The organism is Paenibacillus sp. p3-SID867 (assembly GCF_025142895.1).
Classification (GTDB): Bacteria; Bacillota; Bacilli; order Paenibacillales; family Paenibacillaceae; genus Paenibacillus_AQ.
In genome coordinates this window covers 43,406-66,067 of record NZ_JAMBDM010000012.1, presented here as the reverse complement: position 1 = coordinate 66,067, position 22,662 = coordinate 43,406, and the positions used below count along the sequence as shown (strand labels likewise).

The following is a 22,662-nucleotide window of genomic DNA, read 5'->3' as shown; positions in this document are numbered from 1 at the left end:
GTGTTTTTTTTGATATGACACGTCTACCGAATCATCGAAAACCGGATATTTGCAACATCATTTAGTAGGAAGAGCTGGATTGACCGCCCTCCATAATTTTCACGCCGGAGCTGGCACCGATACGCGTTGCGCCTGCTTCGATCATGCGGTCCATATCTTCCTTGCTGCGGACGCCGCCGGAAGCCTTCACGCCGGTGTTCTCGCCAACGGTTTTGCGCATCAAGGCTACGTCTTCCGGTGTGGCTCCGCCCGTGGAGAACCCTGTTGACGTCTTCACAAAATCCGCTCCCGCTTTCACGGACAGCTGGCACGCACGTACCTTCTCTTCTTCTGTCAGAAGGCTAGTCTCAATAATAACCTTGACCAGGGCTTGGCCCTTTGCTGCATCCACTACAGCCTGAATATCGTTCAGTACAAGCTCATCGTTACGATCTTTGAGCGCACCGATGTTAATGACCATATCAACCTCCGTTGCTCCGTTAGCGATGGCATCCTTCGCTTCAAAAGCTTTTACTGCGGATGTCGTAGCTCCCAGAGGGAAACCGATGACCGTGCATACTTTGACGTTGGTGTCCGCTAGCTGCTCAGCACAGTAGGATACCCAAGTCGGGTTCACGCAAACCGAAGCAAATCCGTACTTTTTGGCCTCTTCCGTAATTTTCGCAATCTCGGCTTGGGTTGCATCCGCCTTCAAGAGCGTGTGGTCGATCATTCCTGCTATATTCATCTGGTTAAAACACTCCTTAATCTGTTTTTTTAGTAACTTGTAAAAGCGCTATCATAACGCTTAATCCTTTAGACGGGACCATCATATCACAGCCTTGAACATATGTAAAATACATATTGAAAATATGTTCATTCCGATTTATGGCAATGATATTTATCATTGTTAACTAAAACGACAATCCATCATTCAGGAATAATCTAACAATTCCCTCCGTTTACTATGCTCTATACCCGATCAGGGTAAACAGAAACAAAGAATCGGCCTCCTATTAAGCAAGGGTCATTCAATTTCTGCGCACAAAAAACACCCCGTCCAGGTAAGTTTGAAGCCGTAACCGGTTCGAATCTCCCTGAACAAGGTGCTGTAAACTTTGACAATATGTCAAACTTTTTATGATAACAAGGCTTGCGCCGTAAACTGGTCCGTCACCAGGATGTTTGCATATTTGCCGATCAGCGCGGCTCGAATGGCATCTACCTTACGCTGCCCGCCTGCCACGAGAATGGATTTCTCCTTGTGGCGCAAATCTTCCAAATCGATGCCCACCGTACGGTTGTTAATATCCTCGCTGCACACCGTGCCCTCCGCATCAAAAAACCGGGAGCAAATATCGCCGGCGCCGATCCGCTGCAGCAGCTTCTGTTCCTCCTTGCTAAGATAGCCAAGTCTGAACAGAAGCGCATCCTCATGAACGGTACCCACCGTGAACATGGCGATGTTCGCTTGTTTGCCTAATTGGATAATCCGCTGGATATGCCGGTCCCTCTCCACCATCTCTTTCAGCTCGGTGGTGTCAAAGATGACGGGCAGCGGCAAATATCTCGCCATCGTGTGGTACGCCTCGGCAAACAGATTGACGATCTCTGCGGCATACGTGTTCACATGCGAATGACTGACGCCGCCCTTCAACTGCACGACCTCGACGCCCCGAACGGGCTTCTGCTGCAGCTGAAGCGCCACGGCATGCATGGTCGTTCCCCAGGTCACGCCGATGATGTCGGCATCCTGGACCGTTTCATGCAGGTAATCGGCTGCCCTTTTGCTGATATGCTTCTGGATTTCACGGTATTCATTGATAGGGGAATAACTCACCAACACCTGTTCCAGGCCGTACTTCTTCTTCACTCCTTCGCCCAAAGCGTCCAGGTCCTCGAGAGGGTCCACGATGCTGATCTGCACGTAGCCCTGCTCCTTGGCATGCTGAAGAAGCCTGGAGACCGTGGGACGTGAAACGCCGAGCCTTGTCGCGATATCCTGCTGGCTGTAATCCGACATATAATACAATCTTGCCGCCTCAATGCTAAGGCGCTGTTTATCCTGATCCATGATCCAACCCACTTTTATTATGTCGTAATCGAATTGGGTCCATTATACATCGTTATGCTGATGATTTCGATAGCGGACGTCGTTATGAACAAACAAGCGCCCGCTCAACGGTTGTATTCCTGATGTCTCAGGGATACACCGTTGATATGGACGCTTGCAAAGGATCAGCCTATACCGGCTGAACGTATTCGAGCGGAGATACCCGGCCATAGGAGGTCTTCACGCCCTGGATCGGCGCCGCCCAGGCCACGGCATTGGCAATTACCTGTTGAATTTCAGGTTGATGGTAAGTAGGGAATGCTTCATGACCCGGTCTGAAATAGAACAGCTTGCCGCGTCCGCGCTTGTAGCAGCAGCCGCTGCGGAACACCTCGCCGCCTTCGAACCAGGAGACAAACACCAGTTCATCCGGTGCCGGGATTTCAAAGCGCTCACCGTACATTTCCTCCTGCGGAACCTCGATATATTCTCCAAGTCCGCTTACGATCGGATGGCTCGGATCGATGACCCACAACCGTTCCTTCTCGCCGTCATCGCGCCATTTCAACGCGCCTGTGTTCGTGCCGAGGAGGCGCTGGAAAATCTTCGAGCCGTGACCGGAATGCAGGACGATGATTCCCATGCCGTCCAATACGCGCTGGCGCACTTTTTCCACGATATCATCCCGTACTTCACCGTGAGCCACATGCCCCCACCAGATCAGAACATCCGTTGAAGCGAGCACCTCATCCGTCAAGCCGTGTTCCGGATCATCCAATACGGCGGTGCGTACGACGAACTGAGCATCTTTTCCCAAAAAATCGGCAATCGTACGGTGGATGCCTTCAGGGTAAATCTTAGCGATCTGTTCATTATGTCTCTCGTGCCGGTATTCATTCCATACCGTTACATTGATATTAGCCAAGGGTAGTGGCCTCCTTTAATATTGAAATCCAGCGACCTCTTATACATTCATCCCAAGTATAGGCTGTGTTACAATGAACGGGAATGTGTGAAAGTTACTCTTTTTGTACAAAAACGACTTCGCGTTTTTTTGGGGAGAGAGGGTGGAATTCGTGCTATCGATGAACGCTGACTATGTGCCAAGAATCAAACTGATGGGATTTGTCTCCTACAAGAACCCCTGGATTCATTTCAAGCGGAACACACACGAGTATATTCTGTATTTCGTGAAGAGCGGCGAGCTTCATATGCGGGAGAACGGCGTTTCCCATGTGCTGAAAAAAGGCGACTTACTGGTCCTAGAACCGCATCTGGACCACGAGGGAACCCAGAAGCATCCCTGCGACTACTACTATATTCACTTTGAACACCCCGATATTCGTCAAGCGCCCGAGCGTCCCTTACCCTTGCTGGCCAAGCAGTGGATCATGGGCGAGAACGAGACGGCAGGCAAGAACGACAGCAGGCAGCTATATTTCCCCAAGACCTGCACGCTAACCCAGAAAAAAAGCCTTCATCATATGTACCATGCCCTCGGCGAAATGCTGCAGCTATATAGGCGGAAGCACTTTAACCGCAGTTTGACCGCGCTCAAATTCATGGAAATGCTGATCGAGCTGTCCCGGGAGAGCCTGTTCGATGAGATGGAGAAGAACAGCCCACATACCAAGTCCTATATGAAGGTGCATGCGCTGCTCGACTACATCCATGAACATTACGCCGAGAAAATCATCAGCTCGGATATCGAACAGCGCTTCGAATGCAATTATGATTACATCAATCGGGTATTCGCCAAGCTTACCGGTCATACGATCATGCGATATGTGAATCAGGTAAGAATCAATCATGCGAAGGAATTAATCGAGGCCACGCACCTTAGCTTCGGTGAGATCGGGTATCTGACCGGCCTGGAGGATCCGTTCTATTTCAGCAAGATCTTCAAAAAATACGTCGGCATGTCCCCGAATCAATACTATAAGCAGGTCCGCGAGAAGGAATAAGCTTGGCATAAAGCAAGCGTTTAATACGGTTGACCTTCGGCGTTGGGGATAACCCGCCACCCCTCCAAGTTAATAGGGAGTTATCCTTGCACTTCTCCACATTTGTTCACAAACGCTGGATAACTTCCTTGTATTAAAAGATCGGAAATTCAGTTTGTGCGGAACGAACGGGGATAATGTTTATAACTCTGTGTATAACGAACTTATTCAAGATGTTATGCACAGTTCTTCCGGTGTGAGGTAAGTCTGCCGTGTTAATTATCCACATGCGTTGATTTGGATTTTTCCGCATGAACCCGGAATCATGGCATATAAAAAAAAGCGAGAACAGGGAAGCCTCCTCCCTGTCTTCGCTTTTTAATAGTAAGGTGCCCGTCCGCTCATAAAGACATCGATATCTAAAACCACCCTTTATATAGCTTCAAACGGCTTCCTTCTGCTGCCCTCGTTACTTGCGCCCGTAATCGGCCTTAATCTCGCCCCAGCTCTTCGTTTGCCATTTCAGAACCTTGTTCTCATATGTATTGGTTCGAAGCCAGTGCTCGGCCCGGTCCACCAGATCCCAGATCTCTTGGGTTGACGCGTCGCGCGGAAGCGTGGTCGCCACCTTCTTCTGTTTCAGCCATTTGATTGCATTCATGGAATCGCTGTACACCGTTTTGGTGCTGCCGATTTTCTTCAAATAAGCCAGCGCGTGAACGATGGCCAGAAACTCGCCGAGATTGTTCGTTCCCTTCGATATCGGTCCGCACGAGAACAGAATATCTCCCGTCTGCGTATCCACGCCTTTGTACTCGACGGGTCCCGGGTTTCCTCGCGTCCCCACATCTACGGAAATGCTGTCATAATCGATCTCGCCCGGTTCTTCGGCAGCAGATGCGCTGCTTCGCTTGTAGTTTTTGGAGCCTGAACTGCCCGATTTGCCTCCGAACTGCTGCCCCCAGTAATTTTTATAACCGGCCGCATATGCCTGTTCCGCTTCGCTCCGGGATTCGAACGCCTTGAACTTCGCACCTATAAACTGATTGACCTGCTGTTGGCATTCGCCCCAGCTTGTATAAATTCCGGGCACTTTACCTACCCAGACTACATAATATTTTTGCTTCGCCATTATAAACCTCCATTCCGAACTAACCTCTCTAGCGTACTATATCACATCCTCCGAAACCAACAAAAAAAGCGCCATCGTCTCCGATCCGCTTTCTGTGTTTGATCTTATTCAATTGTTCCTGTTTCGTCGGCTTTACTCTCACATGCTGTGACAGCGCGCTGTAATCTTCGTTGGTCTTTCTCATTGAGACAGCTGACCATGTTCCGGCACGTTCCGCTTTGCGGAGCGCTTTTTGCGTTTTGGTACGGGCCATAAGGCTCACACTCCTTGTATTATAGAATTCCCTTATATTGTACGGCAAAATGGATGGGAATGGAACAAAAGGCAGTCCGGGATTTCCTCTCCTTCTTCATAAAACCTATGATATAATACGGAATCATTGGAGAATAGGTCCAATTAAGATAAGAGGGGTTGAAGCGATATGAAACTAGAGCGGCTCATATCCATGATTTATATGCTGCTGAACAACGAGATCCTGTCCGCGTCTGCCCTGGCAGAGAAATATAACGTGTCCCAGCGAACCATATACCGCGACATTGATGCAATCTGCGCAGCCGGCATTCCCGTTGTATCGTATCAGGGAGTGAACGGCGGTTATGGCATTATGGAGCAATACAAGATGGACAAAAGCTTGCTTGGCTCCTACGATGTCAGTGCCTTGATCACCATCCTGCACAGCATGTCCACGGTGTTTGAGGATGAACGGGCCATGGATACCATTCAGCGTCTGCAGACCATCGATCGTTCCGCCAATTCGGCATCGCAGGGATTGTCCATGGATATCGGGAGCTGGCGCTCTTACAACGAAAGCCTCCGACTTCTTCGCCGCGCCATTACCGACAAGCATGTGATCTCCTTTCAATACATAAGCGCCAAGAATGAACGCATTCACCGTAAAGTCGAGCCCCTGCGACTCATGTATAAATTCGGTTCCTGGTATTTGTACGGATTCTGCAGAACAAGGGCCGATTACCGCGAATTCCGAATTTCGAGGATATCGGAGCTGTCCCCCTCCGCCGAGCCCTTTTTGCACCAGCATTCGGAGGAGCACACGCACGGTCCTCATCTTCAAGAGCAAAATCAGCACGACCGAGGGGAGCATCATCCCTGGGAGCCTTCATCCGATGCGATGGAAGTCATCCTTCACGTATCCCCCCGGGCCTTGGCGAAAGCGATGGATCAATTCTATGATGTGCAGCGGGAATTTTATGAAGACGGCTCGCTCCGTCTCACGTTCAAGGTCCAAGATCCGGATTCCTGGTGGTTCTGGTCGACCCTGCTGAGCTTTGGCGAGGATATCGAGATCATTGAGCCGGCTGGCTTAAGGACGCTCATGCAATCCAAATTAGAAAAAATGCTGCAGGTATACGCAAAAGTATGACAGTCCGCTGTCATACTTTTTTATTTACAATGTTCCCAAGAAAGCAAAAACGAAGAAGCCAAAGGGGACGATAACAATGAATTATCCTGTAAAAATGTATGAGTATCATGTATGGGCCAACCAAGCGATATTCAACCGTCTGCTGGAGCTGCCGGGGGAATTGTACAATCAGAAAATAACGAGCATTTTCCCAACCGTATCCGAGGCGTTGATTCACATTTACACGGCGGATCTTGGATGGATCAACATTTTGTCGGGGATGGATATGAAGCAGGCTTTAACAGAGGCCTTCCAGCTTCGGGAAGAGCTTGAGTCCATTTCACTGGAGGACCTAAACCTCCGGTTTATCGAACTATCCGAGCGATTCGCGGCCTTTCTGGGCCAAAATCCTGACCTGGAACGGATCATCCGATTGGATAATCCTTATGCCGGGATCCGGGACACCCGCCTCTCCGAGATCATACTTCATGTCGTGAACCACGGCACCTATCATCGTGGAAATATTGCTGCCATGATGCGCCAGCTCGGAAGCTCCTCCGCGATGACCGACTACGCTTTTTTTTGGTACCAGAGTGAACCGGAGTTGGTCTTGCCTAAATAACTCGCAGCACTAGTGGCAATCCCCTGATCCGAAAATTCCATGCCGGTTCAGCCCGGCAAAAGCCTGATCCGAACGGGTTCGAAGCAGGCTTTCCTGTTTCCTGTTAAAAGCGTGTTACAGTTTGCGTCCTTCCGTCAATCGCACCCAGAAGCCGCCTTTAAAGCTCTTCGGTTCATGGGAGATAATGAACGCCTGCGGCGACATTTTGGATAGTGACTCCATCAACCGCCGCTCGTTCTTCCGTTTCACGAGAACTTGAAGCACGAGCCGTTTGCCATCCTTGCCGTCCGCTTCCCAGGCAGTCACGCCATACCCCTTCTCCCGCAGGTTCATCGCCAGGTTCGTCTCAACGGAATTCACGATAACCTGTACCACGATGTACCCGAGTGCCAGATACTCTTCGATACGACTGCCGGCATATACGCCAAGGCCGAAGCCCAGGCAATAGGCCGCCATATTAAAGGGATTGTCCAGATTTTGCAGGACGAGATTAAGGCCGAGCAAGTAAACGAATACCTCCAGCATGGCCAGGAGAGAGGCGATCCCTCTCCTGCCTTTGATCATCAGAATCAGACGCAGCGAAAAGATTGAGACATAAACCACGTTGATGCCGATGATGGAGCCGATAAGTGACAGCGAGATCATAAAGAATCGCGGGTGGCGATGTACTCTGGCCTTGGCTTCTGGCCCGAATACGGCTGCTTGACCTTATTCTCCACGCTGTTATAAACCATGAAAATATTGCTGCGCGGCTTCGGCGTAATATTGCTGTTCGAACCGTGCATAATATTGCAGTCAAAAATCACAATTGAACCGGCTTTGCCGACAGGCGTGTCGATACCGCTTTTCTGCACCATGCGTGTCAGGCTGTCATGATCCGGAACGCCGTACTCCTGTTTGCGCAGGGAATCCTTGAAATGATTCTCCGGCGTTTGGCCGATGCAGGCCACGAATTCCTTATGCGATCCAGGCACAACCATAAGCGGTCCGTTATAAGAGTAGTTATCCTCCAGAGCAATGGAGCAGCTCAAGGCTCTCATACGAGGCATGCCATCCTCAACATGCCATGTTTCGAAATCGGAGTGCCAATAGAACTCTTTGCCCGTGAAGCCCGGTTTGTAATTAATCCGCGATTGATGGATATACGTCTCGCTTCCCAAGAGATACTCCATGATCGCCAAGAGTCTCGGATGCCGGGACAGCTTCTTGAACACTTCATGGCTCTCATGCACCGCAAAGACCGATCGAACTTCGTTCCCGCCCGGCTCCCGGATCACTTCATCCTGGTTCAGCTCTCTTGCCGATACCTGTAAACTTCGGGCTTCCGCCTGATATACCGACAGCTCTTCTGGACCAAAGAAGTCTTCCAGAAATAAATATCCGTTGCGCTCATAGAAGTCGGATTGCTCCTGCGTTAACGCAGCATCCGGCGTCCATTCCGAATGTACGACAGGATCCTGTCTCTTTAGGATCCTGGGTTCCGAATGCACTCTTGAAGGATAAACGTCCAGTTCTTTTTCCTGAAGGGCCGACACATGATTATTACTCATCGCATATCATCTCCTTAGTCTGAAATTGGGGCAAACAGCGGGTAGGTTCCTTCCTTATCGTGAACTTCCGCGCCGGTAAGCGGCGGATTGAATACGCAGACCATCCGCATCTGCGAACGAGCTCTCAAATAATGCTTCTCGTGACCGTCCAGCGCATACATCATGCCTGGGGAAATAGGGTACGTTTCCCCCCCGACAATCTCGATTTCCCCCTCGCCTTCGATGCAGTACACGGCTTCGACGTGGTTTTTGTACCAGATCAGCGTCTCCGTTCCCGCCTTGATGAGGGTATCATTGAGAGAGAAGCCCATGCCGTCTTTTGTAAGCAGAAGCCTTCTCGAGTTCCATGTCGTTGTATCAATGTCATCCTTGGTATCCACGATCTCTTCCAAATGTTTAACAATCATGACAACCTCTCCTCTGCTGCTAATTGTTTGATACTGCTCTCAAGTATCCCCAATCCCTCTGCCAATGTGTTCATTTCAATCGTAAGCGGCGGCATTAGCTTTGCCACTTCGCTGTACGGACCGGACGTTTCCATAATCAGTCCATGCTCGAAGGCCAACTCGGACAGCCTGCCTGCGAGCTCCGGCTTATCAAAAGCAACCCCCTGAATCATGCCTCTGCCGCGGATTTCGCCGCCGAGCTGAGGATAATCCTTCACAACGCCTTCCAATGATTGGCGAATCCGATTTTCCCTGATGCCGATATCAAGCTGAAAATCTTTCGTTTTCCAATAATTCAGCGCTTCGGCTGCTGCAACGAATCCGAGATTATTGCCCCGGAAGGTACCGTTATGCTCCCCCGGCTCCCATATATCAATCTCCGGTTTGATCAGCGTAATCGCCATCGGCAAGCCAAAGCCGCCAATCGATTTCGAGAGGCATATGATATCCGGTTCAATACCGGCATCATCAAAACTAAAGAACGGACCGGTTCGGCCGCAGCCCATCTGGATATCATCCAAAATCAGCAGCATTCCCTTATCCTTGCAGATGCGCGCAAGCTTCTGCAGCCATTCCCGGCTGGCGGCGTTCAATCCGCCTTCCCCCTGCACCGCCTCGACGATCACTGCGGCCGGCAGCGGAATTCCGCTTCCCGGATCATCCAGAAGTTTCTCCATATATGCCATCGTATCCACGTCGTCACCAAAGTAACCGTCATACGGCATAAACACGGAGTGACTTAGATCCACGCCGGCACCCTGGCGCTTGAAGGAGTTGCCGGTTACCGCCAGCGATCCGAGCGACATGCCATGAAAGGCATTCGTGAAGCACAGAACGGTGCTGCGCCCTGTCACTTTACGGGCGATTTTGAGCGCGGCCTCTACGGCATTCGTTCCGGTCGGACCGGGAAACATCACTTTGTGATCCCACCCGCGCGGCTTCAGGATGACCTCCTGAAATCGGGTCAGAAACGTTTCCTTCGCACCCGTAGCCATATCCAGGCTATGCGTGACGCCATCCTTCAGGATGTAGTCGACTACCTTCTCGCGAATCTTCTCATTGTTATGTCCGTAATTCAAAGCCCCGGCTCCCGCAAAAAAATCAATGTATTCATTCCCCTGCGTATCCCACAGCTTCGCATTTCGGGCCTTGTCAAAAACCGTCTGAAAGCTCCGGCAATAACTTCTTACTTCCGATTCCAGCTTGTTAAACACAGTAAGCTTCGGTTTCTCCATGACTTGGTTGTCCATAGTTCCCTCCATTTGTTTAAATGTCATTGAAAAAGGGGCCAATCACGAATAACGGCTCATCTTCATGGGACGTTCCATCGGGGAACATCTCTGCTCCATAACCTACGGTTACGGTGCTGGGAATGGATTTCTCCTCGGCATAACCGAGAAACAAACGACGGGACGCCATGTTACTCGGCGATACCGTAGCTTCAATGTAACGGACGCCATGGCATGCCTTCTGATTCATCAGATTTGTCAGCATTGCCTTTGCAACGCCTTGCCTCCGATGCGAATTAGCAACGGCCACTTGCCATACGAACAGCGTCTCCGGATTGCGAGGAGAACGGAAGGCGGAAATAAAACCGATGATATCTCCTTCATGCTCGGCAATCATGCAGGTATCATGGAAGTAATCTCCAAGCAGCATGTAGCAATAGGGGGAGTTCAGATCAAGCGATCCGGTGTCGCGTATAAGCTCCCACACCCGGGTACCATCCCGGGCTTTCGGTCTTCGGTAAACAATTTCGGTATCGGTATCAACAGCCATTCTATACAATCACCTCTCTCCAGAACTAATTTCCGTTGGAACGGAATCGCTGCAGGAAGCTCTGCAGCCGCTCGCTCTGGGGATTATCGAATATCTCCTCCGGCGTGCCCTGCTCAACGATCCTTCCCTCGGCTCCGAAGATGACGCGGTCCGCGATTTCCTTCGCAAAATCCATCTCATGCGTAATCAGCATCATGGCCATTTCGCCTTCCTCCGCGATTTCCCGGATGACCTCCAGCACTTCGCCGACCAGCTCGGGATCCAGCGCCGAGGTCACCTCGTCAAACACCATAACCTTTGGCCGCATGACCAGCGCTCTGGCGATGGCAACCCGCTGCTTCTGGCCCCCGGACAGATTGGACGGGTACATCTTCAATTTGTCGGCCAAACCGACCTTACTGAGCATGGAGACGGCCCGCTCCTCCGCCTCCTCCTTGGATAAACCCAGCACTTTGCGTGGGGCCTCCGTCACATTGCGAAGCACGTTCATGTGCGGGAACAGATTGAAATGCTGGAAGACCATGCCGACATTGCAGCGCATCCGGTGCAAATGCTTTTCATTGGCCCGAACCAGCTTGCCCTTCTCTTCCATATGCCAGAGCAGCTCACCATCAACCTCGATGGTTCCCTCGGTCGGTTCTTCCAGCGTCATCAGCATCCGGCCCATCGTTGTTTTGCCTGATCCGCTCGGACCGATCACAGCCACCTTTTCTCCAGGCTGCATCTCCAGATCAATGCCTTTAAGCACCTGTAGATCACCAAACGACTTGGTCACGCCGGTATATTTCACAATCGGCTTTGTACCCGTAGCGATATCGGGATTTCCCTCCTGCTGCGGCACCTTCGACGCTTCCGCTTGCTCATCGATCACAACGGCATTCAATTGATTCCCTCCTTTTATTTTCCACGCTGCAGATTCATGCGTTTTTCCAGCCTTTGCACAAGCAATGAGGCGATATAACTGATGATCAGGAACAGAATCCCGACCATCGTATACGGTTCAAATGCACGAAACGACTGCGACACGATATTTTTGGCCGTCAGCATCATCTCCACAAGCGTTATGGCGCATAGAATCGGCGTCTCTTTAAACATAACAATCAAATAATTACCCAGTACCGGAATGATCGGCGGCACCGCTTGCGGCAGGATAATACTTCGCCAGGTTTGGGCTTTCGTGTAATTCAGTGCTGTGGCAGCCTCCCATTGTCCCTTCGGCACTCCCTCGATTCCGGATCGGTACACCTCGGACAGATATGTGCTGTAATGCAGCCCGAGACCGATCACCCCGGCATAGAAGGCCGGAATGGAAATTCCGGTAAGAAGCGGCAGACTGTAATACAGGAAGAAGACCTGCACCAGCAGCGGTGTATTGCGAATAAATTCGATCATTCCCTTGGTTATTAATGACAGCACCTTAAATCGGCTCCGCGCTGCAAAAGCAAGGAGCAAGCCGATGACCAATGCCACCGCGAAAGCGCAGATCGTCACCCATACTGTCATTTTTAATGCACTCAAGAGCTGGGGCAGGATATCCCATACATAGTTCCAATCCCACATGACTATAACCTCCCCGCTGTCCATTTACGCTCCAGCAGTCGAACTGCCAGCGAAACAAGCGTAGCAATGACAAAATACATGAGGAGCAGCAGCACCAGAATCTCGGTCGTCCAGGAGATGTAATTATTGCGGAGCACCATCGCCTGATACGTTAAATCCGCCATCGTGATGAAATAAACCAGTGAGGTGGATTTGATGAGCTCCACAAGCTGATTCCCGAAGGGGGGAAGCATTCGCAGGGACGCTTGAGGCAATATGACATTCCACAGTCTTTGCCAAGGCTTCAGATTAAGCGCTACAGCGGCTTCCCATTGTCCTTTCGGAACGGCCAACACGGCGCTGCGAACGATTTCCGAGCCGTATGCGCCGAAGTTCAGCCCGATCGCGAGGATCGCAGCCAGCATTTTCGGAAGCTCGACGCCGATGAACGGAAGGGCGAAATACAACCAGAACAGCTGCACCAGCAAGGAGGTCCCCCGAAAGACTTCCACGTACACGGCTGTCAACGTGCGAATGATCCACAGCTTCGACAGTCGGCATAACCCGGCTGCAAAGGACATCACGACCGCAAGAATGGCTGAAAAGAAAGCAACTACAATCGTGATCTCCGCCCCTTTCAGCAGCGTAGGGAGAAAATCAATCCACGAATTCGGCATGCTACTCCCCGCAAAGGGCAGCGGCCGTCATCTCGCCCGGGAGCTCTTCTTCTGTGAACCCGAACTTCTGCAAAATTTCCAGCAGCTCGCCCGACTCCTTCATTTTTTGAAGCTCCGCATTATAAGCCTCCTGGAACTCGGTATCCGCTTGGCGGAAAGCCGTAGCTCCATAACCGCGAACGCTTTCGCCGTCGATGACCGGCTGCTCGAAATCAGCCACGCGTTCGATGCTGTCGTCGCTGGCCGAATCCAGCATCGCCTGCAGGGACGGCCCCGTCATGGTAATTGCATGCACCCGGTCTGCCTGAAGAGCGCTAATGGCCGAGGCCTGATCGGGAACCTGCACAATCCGGTCCGCAGGAATGCCGGACTTTTCCATATAGCCGATTTCGACCGCACCGGTCATAACGGCGACCTTAGCTTGGTCATGATTGGCAATATCCTCATAACTTCCGAGTCCCAGCGGATTCCCTTGCTTCACCGCAATGGCTTCCCCGATGCTGTACTCCGGATTAGCAAATAATACGGCAGAACAGCGATCCGGATTAATGAACATGCCTGCGGTAATTAGATCAAACCGCTCGGCCTGCAGTCCGGCAACCAGCGATCCGAATTCCGTAAGCTCTCCCCTCATTTCCTTGATGCCAAGCCGCTCCAGAATAACCCTCGCAATTTCAACCGCTTCTCCTGTCAGCTCCCCGTTGGCCTCTTTATAGGCATAAGGCTTCTCATTCGCAAATCCCACGGTGATATACCCCTGCTCAATGGCTTGCTCCAATGTACTCCCTTTGTCACCGCAAGCCGCAAGCGACACCCCCATAATCAATGACAACATCAGTACAACCACTCTTTTCAAAACTTTCCACAACCTTTCATTATGACTTTGGTATGCTTAAAAATGGCATGTTGAAATTACCCATGTTAACACATATGTTAACTAGGATTTAACCTATTCAGATACCTTGCATGGGCCGGACCTTCAGGGAAGATGATTCATCCATCTCCTTCCACGCTTAAACCCAATGCCATCTGATCGATTTAATTGCTTTTGGTTAAACATTTGCAGGCCTTGCCCCTCCTCTTTAGCAGAATACAAAAAGACCACCAAACAGGGGATTTAGACATAGCTCCGCCAGCAGGGGGTCAAAAAATAGAGAAAAGGCCCCTAAAGAGAATTAAGGGCCTTTGTTATGAACATCCATTATGTATGCAAGACCCATCCACTGCTGACGAGGTTAGCTGACGGACTCGGGTAAGATGGTACCCTACACTCGTGATTCCAAGTGACTCGCCCCTGGTGAAACTGGTTCCCCCGCTTTCCGGAAAATGTATGCCGGAAACTAAGCGTGTGTCCATGATAAAGGGAACTTCAGGAAAAGTCAAACCCCTTTAACCGCTTTTTCTGGAAATTCAGAGGCGGAAATGCCGTTCTTCCAGGGCCTATGACAAGCATGAAAAATGCCTCATTCAAGCCTCTTCCCCAACGATACAGGAATTTTATCCCAGCCTCATTTTTCGCTATATAGCAGGCATTTGACATGCCTCCCTTACTCATTCATATGGTGGATCGTTTATGCCATGAATTACATTCGGATTGTGAAAGCTTTCCCCACACATTTACGGCGCAAATTTTTTTTTGAAACGCTGCGTTACAGAGCCTATGAATATCGTAGGGAGATCCGAAATTCATCCTATAGTTTTGCTATTCGTCAATAGATGAATGCCTCCGGGGCTAGCGTACATTCTGGAAATTATAGGTGTTTATCTATCATTTATGCGCTATTAACCCATGCCGTACCGAGAGTATTTGCGTAGTATAGAACAAATCTAAAGGAGGTGCTTCATTTGGAACGTTCTTCTAGAAAGAGAAAATTGTGTGCTCTTAAAAAAATAGAGAAAAAAGTCATTCATGCGAAGAAAAAGCATTGCCCGTCTCATGGTCATGGTGATCATAAAGGCCATGGCGGTGGCATGAAAAAGCGTCGATGCCCAAGAGCTATCCGTGGACCTGTAGGTCCTCAGGGTCCGATCGGACCGGTTGGACCGGTCGGACCTATCGGGCCTGTGGGACCTGCCGGACCGACAACCGGTATTGCAGGACCTGCTGGACCTGCTGGACCAGTCGGGCCTGTCGGACCTGTTGGACCTGTCGGACCTGCGGGACCTACTGGAGCTACTGGAGCTACTGGGGCAACAGGGGCTACAGGAGCAGCCGCAGGAGGAGCCATCATCCCATTCGCATCCGGCATACCGCTTGCTCTGACCACCGTTTTAGGCGGATTAGTTGGATCCGTTGGTCTCGTAGGATTTGGTAACTCGGCCAATACGTTTACGCTGGCTGGCGGTACGATTGACCTCACTGGAGCTGCTGGAACTCTGCTTAACATGGCGTTTAACACGCCACGAGCCGGTACCATCACTGGCATCTCCGCTACCTTTAGCACTACTGTGGCGCTTTCCCTGCTGGGAACTACGGTTACAATTACAGCACAACTGTACAGTGCGCCGGCTACAAGCAACATTTTCGCACCGATACCAGGCGCTCTTGTTACGCTGGCTCCGCCTCTTACGGGCGTTCTCGCTCTCGGTACGGTAAGCAATGGCTTCGTAGAAGGCCTGGCTATTCCGGTGCCGGCCAATACACGCCTGTTAATGGTATTCTCGGCAACCGCAGCTGGCGCAACACTTGTCACTGCAGTGGCAGGTTACGGCAGCGCTGGTGTCAGCATTATATAAGTTTCGTTTTCCACCTGCAAAAAAAGCCCCGATTTTCATATCGGGGCTTTGCTTCATTTACACGGCTGTATATCCGCCATCCACCAGCAAGCTCGTGCCTGTAATGAAGGACGCATCTTCACTGGCGAGGAACAACACGGCTTTAGCGACTTCTTCCGGCTGTCCCAAGCGGCCCATCGGATGAAGGCCAACCAGGTGCTGGGTGATCGCTTCCGTTCTTCCCTGAATAAGAGGAGTATCGATATATCCCGGACATACGGCATTAACCCGGATCCCTTTAGGAGCATAATCTGCGCTCATCGACTGGGTTAACAGCTTAACGCCTCCCTTAGCGGAAGCATAGGCGGTAACGCCCGCTTTTCCGACATGGCTATGGATTGAGCCGCAGTTTACGATCGCCCCTCCGGTTCCTTGGGATAACATTTGCTGGATTACATATTTATCGCACAGGAACACTCCTGTCAGATTAATATCAATCGTTCTTTGCCAGTTGTCCATCGACAACTGATCGGCAGGAGCATCATGAGCAATGCCTGCATTGGCGAACAATACATCGACACGGCCAAAATGCTCAACCGTCTGCTTCACCATATTTGCAACTTCCTGTTCTTGGGTTACATCCGTTTTAACGAACAGCGTTTCAAAGCCTGCCCCTCTTAATTCATCGGAAACTGCTTGTCCCCGGTCCGAATAATCCGCGATAACAACCTTGGCTCCCTCTTCCACAAAAAGCCTTACCGCTGCTTCGCCGATCCCGCTGGCGCCTCCCGTCACAATGACAACCTTGGATTCAAACTTCATTTCTCGACCACTCCTATTTTGTGAATTCATCATATCAGCTCCTCATTCATGTAGAGTTTGCATACTTCAGGCATGATATTCCACAAGCCCCTTTTCTTTCTTAAACCTACGTAGTATCGAATGACGGCATATGAATTCATAACTTGATATTCGCTGCGTCCTAACCTTTTTATCCGCCCGTCCGTTGTTATACCGGCCGCTCGATCGTAAACATCTCTCCCAGTGCAGAATAGATGTTTCCCGCCATACGGCTCACAGGCTTCAACTTGGCAGCGTCAATCCGGCCTTGCTCGTATAGCTCCTCCGAAACATGAAAGCGGACTACGCGGGCAATCAGCAGATCGGCAGCAGGCAGCTGATCCGCGCCATTCAACGTAACCACCTGCTCCAGTACGCATTCCATACGAATCTTGGATTCCAGAACGCCGGGAACCTTAACAACCTCGCTTACGACAGGGGTTAAGTTGGTTCGGTCAAGCTCACTCTCGTCCGGAGGCAGGTTCGCCGCCGTTTCATTCACGGCCTCAACGTTGTCTTCGTCCACGATGTGGATGACAAGCTCGCCGCTTTGCATGGCATTTCTCGCTGTATCCTTCGCCGTGCCGTTCTTCCGCTGAACGGAAACGGACAGCATGGGCGGATTGCTCGTCAGAATGGAGAAATAACTGAACGGCGCGGCATTCAGCACACCGTCCTCCGATAATGTCGTAACGAAAGCGATCGGCCGCGGAACAACGCTCCCGATCAGCAGCTTGTAGATGTCCCGTTCGCTTTGAGTATTCGGGTCTATGGATATCACTTGAGTTGCCCCTCTCCTGTATTTTTGACTTGTATAGGCTCCAGTCCTTCCTCAATACGGGCTCGCTCCGGTTCAAACCAGACAGGAAGTTTCAATTGCTCCCCCAGCGAGTCCAGATCTTCATCCACCGTAAACCCGGGCGGATCGGTTGCGATCTCAAACAAGATCCCCCCTCGTTCCCTGAAATATAACGATCTGAAATAGTTGCGGTTCTTAATCTCTGTTGGCAAAAAGCCATGTTGTTTCACCCACTCTTGCCATGTAACATGCTCACCATCATCTTGGGCCCGCCATGCGATATGATGGGTCGTTCCAGCGCCTCCGGTTCCCAAAGGGATATCCCGCATCGGCAAATCGATCACGTTGCCGAAAAGGCCCGCAGCTTGAAACCGGGCATAATTAACGTCCTCTCCGATGTAGGTCAGTCCCATGACCTGCTCCAGCGCCTTCTTCGTTTCCTCCCATTTGCTGCTGAACAGAACCGCACCGCCGAATCCCTTTATCGCTGTATCCGGAGTTATATCGTCCACGGACCAGCCGTTATTCGGTCCGCCCTCCCGCTCCACAAGCTCAAGAGAAAGTCCATCGCGATCAGAGAACTGAAGATAATGTTCGTTAAACCGAAATGCTTTCATGACAGGAACGCCGAATCTCCGTAAACGCCCTTCCCAATAAGGCAGGGCACCCGCAGGGACGACAAATGTTGTATACCCAACCTGCCCACCTCCACGTATCCCTCTTCGTGAAGCAGAAGACGGAAAGAAGGTGATAATGGTCCCCGGGTGTCCCGCCTCATCCCCGAAATACAAATGGTAAACCTCAGGCGCATCATAATTGACCGTCTTCTTCACCAGTCTTAGCCCCAGCACAGCTGTATAAAAATCAACATTTCTCTGCGGATCCTGCGCATAAGCGGTAATATGATGAATGCCTGCCGTTTGTAATGCCATCTCCATCGACTCCTCATCGTTTCGTGTCCATACCGATGTTTCCCTACATGATTTTCGGTTCGTATGATGAAATATAATCTTTAAATTTAATATCTTTAATTCAAGATTATATTTTTTTCATACCAATGTCAAGCGGCCCTTCATATCTCAGGCAGACAAAAAGCCGCCAAGAACGATTCCACGCTCTTAGGCGGCTCCAGCATGCAGCTGCGGCCACATGTCTATCCCGCGTCTATGCTTTTTGCCATTTTTCCTTAAAGAACAGCTGATACACTCTGGTTACGATAATCTTAATGATCATGTAAATCGGTACCACCAGCAGAATCCCTATAATTCCGCCAAGATCCTGTCCCACCAAAACCAGAATAATGATCGTAATGGGGTGGATTGCCAGCTGTTTGCCGAAGATATACGGACCAATCAGGTTATCCTGAATCTGCTGGGCGGCCAGAATGACAACAAGCGACCAGATCGCCGTCCCCGGGGACTGGATGAACCCGATGATCACGATCGGGATCGAGGAAAGAATAGCTCCGATAAACGGTATGAAATTCGCAATGACCGCGACAACCGTCAACAGCAGCGCATAAGGCAGGCCAATGATCAGGAAGCCGAGATACATCAAGACGCCCAGCGCCAGATTGATGAGGACCCGGCCCACGATAAACCCTTTGAGCGCGTTATTGATTTCATCCAGCACCGAGCCTCCTACTTCCTTGAATCGGTCAGGCAAAAAGCTGACAATCATCTCCCCGAACTTTCCGCCTTCCTTCAGCATGTAGTACAGCATGATCGGGAACGTAAATAAAACGATGGCAAAACTCGAAACAAACGAAAACAGGTTCATAATATAATTCGTGAGGAACGTGAAGCCTTGGTTCAAATAATCAGTTAGCTGTGTAAGCGGATTTGCGTTCTCCGGGAATATATCCTTGAAGAAGCCGTTATTCTCCCATTCCTGTAGCTGCTCGCCAAGCTTTGCAAACAAAGCGGGGGCATTCTGTACAAGGGCCACGATCTGATCCCGCAGGGATGGCCATACCCCAATAATAAAACCTGTAAGTATGCCTGCAAACACGACATATAGGAGCAGAATGGCCAGCGAGCGATTTAGCTTGCGCTTTTCGAGAAAATCAACCAGCGGCCTAAGCAGGTAATAGAAGAACCCGGACAGCATCAGCGGCACGAGGATGATCGAGAAGAACGAAAGTACCGGTCTGAATATAAAATCCACCAGCGACCCCAAATAAATAATAATGAGGACCAGGATCACGGCAAGACATAATTTGAAAAACTTGTTCATTTTTAGCAAAAAGCATGCCCCTTCTCCTATTTTTTTCACCATCGTATCATGACCATGTATCCATATACAAATCGCTCCCATCTGCACTTTTGAGAGGGTCGGATCTAAGGTGCTATCGCTTTTATAACCATTCCGTTCACTTCATCCTGGAGATATATACTTCTCCTAACGCCTCACGTATAATATGTAGGATTGCAAGGGTAAGGCTATAGTGTAGGAGGATAATATAAAACATGCATGTTACATCCATCATTCTTGGTCTGATCATCGTACTGAATATCGTGTTCTCCATGTTCGTCGTGTTCAGGGAACGGCGGGATGCCGGATCCACCTGGGCATGGCTGCTGGTGCTGTCCTTTATCCCGATTCTGGGCTTTGCGCTGTACCTGTTGTTCGCCCAAAATTTAAGAAGAATCCGTCTCTTTCATTGGGATGATCTGCAGAAAACCGGAATCGAGAAGGTATTGCTGTCTCAAATGGAAGGGATGAATAACGGAGAATACCCGTTCAGCAATCAAGCGGCTGCGGATAGCAGCGATTTGATCCATATGCATATCAACGAGAATCAAGCGATCCTTACGGACGACAACCACGTTGAAATTTTCACGGATGGACGCAAGAAATTTGAACGGTTGTTTCAGGATATTGAGGAAGCCAAAGTCTACATACATATTCAATATTACATCATCCGTCGCGACGAGCTGGGCAAGAAGCTGATATCCCTGTTGACCAAAAAAGCAAAAGAAGGCGTGAAGGTCCGGGTTCTCTACGACGAGCTGGGCTCGCGTCAGTTAACCAAGGGCTTCTTCAAAGCATTTCGCGAAGCCGGCGGAGAAGCCGAGGCCTTCTTCCCGTCCAAGCTGCGCTTCATCAATCTGCGTTTGAATTACCGGAATCACCGAAAGCTGGCTATCATTGATGGCGATATCGGGTATGTCGGCGGCTTTAACGTCGGGGATGAATACCTGGGTCTCAACTCCAGGTTCGGATATTGGCGGGACACCCATCTGCGCATTCAAGGTGAAGCGGTTTATGCGATGCAGGTTCGCTTCATTCTCGATTGGAATCAGGCTTCGCACCATCACGATATTTATTATGAATCGAATCTGTTTCCCAAGATCGATTCGCCTGGCAATGTCGGGATTCAGATTGTGACCAGCGGTCCCGATTCCAGGTATGAGCACATCAAGAATGGGTATATCAAAATGATTTCGTCCGCCAAGAAATCCATTCATATTCAGACGCCGTATTTTATCCCTGATGCCAGCCTTCTGGATGCGCTCCGCATTGCGGCGCTGTCCGGCGTCAAGGTTCACCTGATGATTCCCGATAAACCGGATCATCCCTTTGTCTACTGGGCGACCTTATCCTATATCGGGGAAATGCTGAGAACCGGGGCTAACGTGTATCTCTACAATAATGGCTTCATTCATGCCAAGACGATTATCATTGACGAGAAGATTTCTTCCGTCGGCACGGCAAATATCGATGTTCGAAGCTTCAAGCTGAATTTTGAAGTGAATGCGTTCCTGTACGATGAGCATTTATCACAACAGTTGACTCACATCTTCCATCAGGATCTGCGCGTATCCAGCCAGCTTACGATGAAGCAGTATCTGGAGCGATCAAGGTGGATCAAGTTCAAGGAATCCATCTCACGCTTGCTGTCCCCTATTTTGTAAAAACAAACCTTTAGCACTGCCTCAACATTTAGCAATTCAGAAGAAATACGGGAAACGCAGACCGTTTATAATAAAGCCAAGGAAAACAAATCCATCATTTTAAAACTGGGAAGGATGTTGAACGTGGCTAAACTGACACCGTATATTTTCTCTGAGGATGCAAAAGCGCAGGCTGAGTTTTATACCCAAGCACTAGGCGGGGAGATCCTGTCCGTACAAACGCATGGCGAGATTCCCGGAACCAAGGAAGAGCTTAAAGACAAGGTCATGCATCTTAGTCTGGTAGCCGGAGGCATTCCAATCTTTATGTCGGACTCCATATTCCAAACCCTGGAGCGCGGGAACGGGATTCACCTGAGCCTGTCGTTTGAGAGCGATGCTGAAGCGCATGAAGCTTTTGACCGCTTGGCACAGGGCGGTAAGGTGCTTGATCCGCTGAAGACTCAATTCTGGGGAGCGCTGTTCGGGTTGCTGGAAGACAAGTTCGGCGTATTGTGGCAGGTAACGACCGAAGTCCAAGTCAATTAATGTTAGAAGGCCCTTCAAGTTTCACTTGGAGGGCCTTTTCGCGTTATTTATACGGAACTCCAACGATCCACGACTTCCGCTGCGGCCAATTGGCTTGTGTGCAAAATATTTTTAACATCCCGCGTGGCGCGACCTTGTGCACGAATGATCTCATAATCCGTAATACCGAGGAAATCGAACATGGATTTCAAGTACTTGTGCGAATATTCAATCTCACGGTACCCATCATTCTCTGTATATATGCCGTCGCTGCCCTGTATGACCACAACGCTTCTTCCGTCGGTAAGGAGTCCTTCGGACCCGCTTTCCGTATATCTGAACGTTTCCTTCGGAATGATGATATTGTCCATATAATCTTTCAGCTTGGAAGGGATGTTAAAATTGTGAAGCGGCATGGCGATTACATACTTGGATGCCCCCTTGAACTGCTGCAGGATCTCAGCCATCCGCCCCATCATTTTCCCTTCATCCTCGGATAACGGCTCCCCGCTCTCAAGCTTTTCCCACCCGTTCAGCAGATTCGTGTCAATGGCGGGAATGAATTCCCGATATAGGTCGATCTGTTCAATTAGGCTGGCCGGATTCTGCGCTGCATACTTGCTTACGAAAAACTCAAGCACCTGCAAGCTCAAGGACTTCTCGCTTCTTATTCTCGGATGTGCATTAATAACGAGTAGGCGTTCCATATAGACAACACTCCTTTTATTTTGTGGTCAACCAAAATCACCAGCTAGCTTGCAGTCTGACTCACCTCCCGATTAGAATGAACGCTTAACACGCATC

The 22,662-nt window shown here is 50.2% G+C and carries 25 protein-coding genes and 1 riboswitch; of the genes, 6 read left to right on the top strand and 19 right to left on the bottom strand.

The genetic code is table 11. The annotated features are described in order from the left end of the window. Positions 1–61: 61 nt before the first annotated feature. The 3 genes from deoC to M4D81_RS23335 form a co-directional block, all read right to left on the bottom strand. A complete protein-coding gene (gene deoC, locus M4D81_RS23345; protein WP_260068200.1) occupies positions 62–727 on the bottom strand; it encodes a deoxyribose-phosphate aldolase in 666 nt (221 codons plus the stop codon). A gap of 390 nt (positions 728–1,117) precedes the next feature. Then, positions 1,118–2,053, bottom strand: a complete 936-nt coding sequence (locus M4D81_RS23340; RefSeq protein WP_260068199.1) for a DNA-binding transcriptional repressor DeoR — start codon at positions 2,051–2,053, stop codon at positions 1,118–1,120. A 169-nt stretch (positions 2,054–2,222) separates the two neighbouring features. Continuing rightward, complete coding sequence (locus tag M4D81_RS23335; RefSeq protein WP_260068198.1) at positions 2,223–2,957, bottom strand: ThuA domain-containing protein; 735 nt, start codon at positions 2,955–2,957, stop codon at positions 2,223–2,225. 160 nt (positions 2,958–3,117) lie between these two features. Here M4D81_RS23335 and M4D81_RS23330 point away from each other — a divergent pair, with 160 nt between their 5' ends. After that, positions 3,118–3,996 (top strand): AraC family transcriptional regulator, encoded by an 879-nt coding sequence (locus tag M4D81_RS23330; protein ID WP_260068259.1) that lies wholly within the window; start codon positions 3,118–3,120, stop codon positions 3,994–3,996. 448 nt (positions 3,997–4,444) lie between these two features. On the opposite strand, the gene rnhA is transcribed toward M4D81_RS23330, so the two are convergent. Both rnhA and M4D81_RS23320 read right to left on the bottom strand, forming a co-directional pair. Further along, positions 4,445–5,107 carry a ribonuclease H gene (rnhA, locus tag M4D81_RS23325; protein ID WP_260068197.1) on the bottom strand — a complete coding sequence of 221 codons (663 nt, stop codon included), beginning with the start codon at positions 5,105–5,107 and terminating at the stop codon, positions 4,445–4,447. 28 nt (positions 5,108–5,135) lie between these two features. Next, positions 5,136–5,360 carry a hypothetical protein gene (locus M4D81_RS23320; protein ID WP_054404324.1) on the bottom strand — a complete coding sequence of 75 codons (225 nt, stop codon included), beginning with the start codon at positions 5,358–5,360 and terminating at the stop codon, positions 5,136–5,138. Positions 5,361–5,528: 168 nt separating this feature from the next. Here M4D81_RS23320 and M4D81_RS23315 point away from each other — a divergent pair, with 168 nt between their 5' ends. Together M4D81_RS23315 and M4D81_RS23310 are read left to right on the top strand one after the other, a co-directional pair. Further along, a complete protein-coding gene (locus tag M4D81_RS23315) occupies positions 5,529–6,488 on the top strand; it encodes a helix-turn-helix transcriptional regulator (RefSeq protein ID WP_260068196.1) in 960 nt (319 codons plus the stop codon). A gap of 76 nt (positions 6,489–6,564) precedes the next feature. After that, positions 6,565–7,089, top strand: a complete 525-nt coding sequence (locus M4D81_RS23310; protein ID WP_260068195.1) for a DinB family protein — start codon at positions 6,565–6,567, stop codon at positions 7,087–7,089. Between the two features lie 114 nt (positions 7,090–7,203). On the opposite strand, the gene M4D81_RS23305 is transcribed toward M4D81_RS23310, so the two are convergent. Genes M4D81_RS23305 through ehuB form a run of 9 tightly spaced genes read right to left on the bottom strand, consistent with a single transcriptional unit; the run spans position 7,204 to position 13,915 of the window. Continuing rightward, positions 7,204–7,734: a DUF2179 domain-containing protein gene (locus tag M4D81_RS23305; protein ID WP_015737571.1), complete on the bottom strand. Its 531-nt coding sequence runs from the start codon at positions 7,732–7,734 to the stop codon at positions 7,204–7,206. Beyond that, the gene (gene thpD, locus M4D81_RS23300) at positions 7,731–8,639 is read right to left on the bottom strand and encodes an ectoine hydroxylase (protein WP_260068194.1); all 909 of its coding nucleotides are present in this window, start codon (positions 8,637–8,639) and stop codon (positions 7,731–7,733) included. The genes M4D81_RS23305 and thpD overlap by 4 nt, the downstream gene beginning before the upstream one ends. Before the next feature lie 14 nt (positions 8,640–8,653). Continuing rightward, complete coding sequence (locus M4D81_RS23295) at positions 8,654–9,046, bottom strand: ectoine synthase (RefSeq protein WP_260068193.1); 393 nt, start codon at positions 9,044–9,046, stop codon at positions 8,654–8,656. Beyond that, positions 9,043–10,335, bottom strand: a complete 1,293-nt coding sequence (ectB, locus tag M4D81_RS23290) for a diaminobutyrate--2-oxoglutarate transaminase (RefSeq protein WP_260068192.1) — start codon at positions 10,333–10,335, stop codon at positions 9,043–9,045. The genes M4D81_RS23295 and ectB overlap by 4 nt, the downstream gene beginning before the upstream one ends. Before the next feature lie 16 nt (positions 10,336–10,351). Then, positions 10,352–10,864, bottom strand: a complete 513-nt coding sequence (gene ectA / locus M4D81_RS23285) for a diaminobutyrate acetyltransferase (RefSeq protein WP_071219716.1) — start codon at positions 10,862–10,864, stop codon at positions 10,352–10,354. A gap of 25 nt (positions 10,865–10,889) precedes the next feature. Next, the gene (ehuA, locus tag M4D81_RS23280; RefSeq protein WP_083397572.1) at positions 10,890–11,747 is read right to left on the bottom strand and encodes an ectoine/hydroxyectoine ABC transporter ATP-binding protein EhuA; all 858 of its coding nucleotides are present in this window, start codon (positions 11,745–11,747) and stop codon (positions 10,890–10,892) included. 14 nt (positions 11,748–11,761) lie between these two features. Next, positions 11,762–12,424, bottom strand: a complete 663-nt coding sequence (gene ehuD, locus M4D81_RS23275; RefSeq protein ID WP_071219717.1) for an ectoine/hydroxyectoine ABC transporter permease subunit EhuD — start codon at positions 12,422–12,424, stop codon at positions 11,762–11,764. Positions 12,425–12,426: 2 nt separating this feature from the next. Next, the gene (ehuC, locus tag M4D81_RS23270) at positions 12,427–13,080 is read right to left on the bottom strand and encodes an ectoine/hydroxyectoine ABC transporter permease subunit EhuC (RefSeq protein WP_113059538.1); all 654 of its coding nucleotides are present in this window, start codon (positions 13,078–13,080) and stop codon (positions 12,427–12,429) included. A 1-nt stretch (position 13,081) separates the two neighbouring features. Beyond that, a complete protein-coding gene (gene ehuB / locus M4D81_RS23265) occupies positions 13,082–13,915 on the bottom strand; it encodes an ectoine/hydroxyectoine ABC transporter substrate-binding protein EhuB (protein ID WP_071219719.1) in 834 nt (277 codons plus the stop codon). A 376-nt stretch (positions 13,916–14,291) separates the two neighbouring features. Next, positions 14,292–14,437: riboswitch (cyclic di-AMP (ydaO/yuaA leader) on the bottom strand. A 488-nt stretch (positions 14,438–14,925) separates the two neighbouring features. On the opposite strand from ehuB, the gene M4D81_RS34720 reads away from it, so the two are divergent. After that, a complete protein-coding gene (locus M4D81_RS34720) occupies positions 14,926–15,816 on the top strand; it encodes an exosporium glycoprotein BclB-related protein (protein WP_311200696.1) in 891 nt (296 codons plus the stop codon). A gap of 57 nt (positions 15,817–15,873) precedes the next feature. On the opposite strand, the gene M4D81_RS23255 is transcribed toward M4D81_RS34720, so the two are convergent. The 4 genes from M4D81_RS23255 to M4D81_RS23240 all read right to left on the bottom strand — a co-directional run bounded on the left by M4D81_RS23255 (position 15,874) and on the right by M4D81_RS23240 (position 19,678). Continuing rightward, positions 15,874–16,617 (bottom strand): SDR family NAD(P)-dependent oxidoreductase, encoded by a 744-nt coding sequence (locus M4D81_RS23255; RefSeq protein ID WP_127593874.1) that lies wholly within the window; start codon positions 16,615–16,617, stop codon positions 15,874–15,876. Between the two features lie 187 nt (positions 16,618–16,804). Further along, positions 16,805–17,416: a flavin reductase family protein gene (locus M4D81_RS23250; RefSeq protein WP_260068191.1), complete on the bottom strand. Its 612-nt coding sequence runs from the start codon at positions 17,414–17,416 to the stop codon at positions 16,805–16,807. Beyond that, positions 17,413–18,366: a ring-cleaving dioxygenase gene (locus M4D81_RS23245; protein ID WP_260068190.1), complete on the bottom strand. Its 954-nt coding sequence runs from the start codon at positions 18,364–18,366 to the stop codon at positions 17,413–17,415. The genes M4D81_RS23250 and M4D81_RS23245 overlap by 4 nt, the downstream gene beginning before the upstream one ends. 232 nt (positions 18,367–18,598) lie before the next feature. Beyond that, entirely contained in the window at positions 18,599–19,678 is a 1,080-nt protein-coding gene (locus M4D81_RS23240; RefSeq protein WP_260068189.1) for an AI-2E family transporter, read from the bottom strand. Between the two features lie 224 nt (positions 19,679–19,902). On the opposite strand from M4D81_RS23240, the gene cls reads away from it, so the two are divergent. Both cls and M4D81_RS23230 read left to right on the top strand, forming a co-directional pair. Next, positions 19,903–21,351, top strand: a complete 1,449-nt coding sequence (gene cls, locus M4D81_RS23235) for a cardiolipin synthase (RefSeq protein ID WP_260068188.1) — start codon at positions 19,903–19,905, stop codon at positions 21,349–21,351. Between the two features lie 123 nt (positions 21,352–21,474). Next, positions 21,475–21,879, top strand: coding sequence for a VOC family protein (locus M4D81_RS23230; protein ID WP_071220905.1), 405 nt, complete (start codon positions 21,475–21,477; stop codon positions 21,877–21,879). 47 nt (positions 21,880–21,926) lie between these two features. Here the strand turns inward: M4D81_RS23230 and M4D81_RS23225 are convergent, their stop codons facing one another. After that, a complete protein-coding gene (locus M4D81_RS23225; RefSeq protein WP_260068187.1) occupies positions 21,927–22,565 on the bottom strand; it encodes an FMN-dependent NADH-azoreductase in 639 nt (212 codons plus the stop codon). Positions 22,566–22,662: the final 97 nt, after the last annotated feature.

What these genes read in the sequence shown, in the direction of transcription:
- M4D81_RS23310 (WP_260068195.1), top strand. Translation starts at nt 6,565, where the DNA reads ATGAATTATCCTGTAAAAATGTATGAGTATCATGTATGGGCCAACCAA.
- M4D81_RS23320 (WP_054404324.1), bottom strand. Translation starts at nt 5,360, where the DNA reads ATGGCCCGTACCAAAACGCAAAAAGCGCTCCGCAAAGCGGAACGTGCC.
- cls (WP_260068188.1), top strand. Translation starts at nt 19,903, where the DNA reads ATGCATGTTACATCCATCATTCTTGGTCTGATCATCGTACTGAATATC.
- M4D81_RS23255 (WP_127593874.1), bottom strand. Translation starts at nt 16,617, where the DNA reads ATGAAGTTTGAATCCAAGGTTGTCATTGTGACGGGAGGCGCCAGCGGG.
- M4D81_RS23315 (WP_260068196.1), top strand. Translation starts at nt 5,529, where the DNA reads ATGAAACTAGAGCGGCTCATATCCATGATTTATATGCTGCTGAACAAC.
- ehuD (WP_071219717.1), bottom strand. Translation starts at nt 12,424, where the DNA reads ATGTGGGATTGGAACTATGTATGGGATATCCTGCCCCAGCTCTTGAGT.
- M4D81_RS23295 (WP_260068193.1), bottom strand. Translation starts at nt 9,046, where the DNA reads ATGATTGTTAAACATTTGGAAGAGATCGTGGATACCAAGGATGACATT.
- rnhA (WP_260068197.1), bottom strand. Translation starts at nt 5,107, where the DNA reads ATGGCGAAGCAAAAATATTATGTAGTCTGGGTAGGTAAAGTGCCCGGA.
- M4D81_RS23245 (WP_260068190.1), bottom strand. Translation starts at nt 18,366, where the DNA reads ATGGCATTACAAACGGCAGGCATTCATCATATTACCGCTTATGCGCAG.
- M4D81_RS23330 (WP_260068259.1), top strand. Translation starts at nt 3,118, where the DNA reads ATGAACGCTGACTATGTGCCAAGAATCAAACTGATGGGATTTGTCTCC.
- ehuC (WP_113059538.1), bottom strand. Translation starts at nt 13,080, where the DNA reads ATGCCGAATTCGTGGATTGATTTTCTCCCTACGCTGCTGAAAGGGGCG.
- thpD (WP_260068194.1), bottom strand. Translation starts at nt 8,639, where the DNA reads ATGAGTAATAATCATGTGTCGGCCCTTCAGGAAAAAGAACTGGACGTT.
- ectB (WP_260068192.1), bottom strand. Translation starts at nt 10,335, where the DNA reads ATGGACAACCAAGTCATGGAGAAACCGAAGCTTACTGTGTTTAACAAG.
- ectA (WP_071219716.1), bottom strand. Translation starts at nt 10,864, where the DNA reads ATGGCTGTTGATACCGATACCGAAATTGTTTACCGAAGACCGAAAGCC.
- M4D81_RS23225 (WP_260068187.1), bottom strand. Translation starts at nt 22,565, where the DNA reads ATGGAACGCCTACTCGTTATTAATGCACATCCGAGAATAAGAAGCGAG.
- deoC (WP_260068200.1), bottom strand. Translation starts at nt 727, where the DNA reads ATGAATATAGCAGGAATGATCGACCACACGCTCTTGAAGGCGGATGCA.
- ehuB (WP_071219719.1), bottom strand. Translation starts at nt 13,915, where the DNA reads ATGTTGTCATTGATTATGGGGGTGTCGCTTGCGGCTTGCGGTGACAAA.
- M4D81_RS23305 (WP_015737571.1), bottom strand. Translation starts at nt 7,734, where the DNA reads ATGATCTCGCTGTCACTTATCGGCTCCATCATCGGCATCAACGTGGTT.
- M4D81_RS23340 (WP_260068199.1), bottom strand. Translation starts at nt 2,053, where the DNA reads ATGGATCAGGATAAACAGCGCCTTAGCATTGAGGCGGCAAGATTGTAT.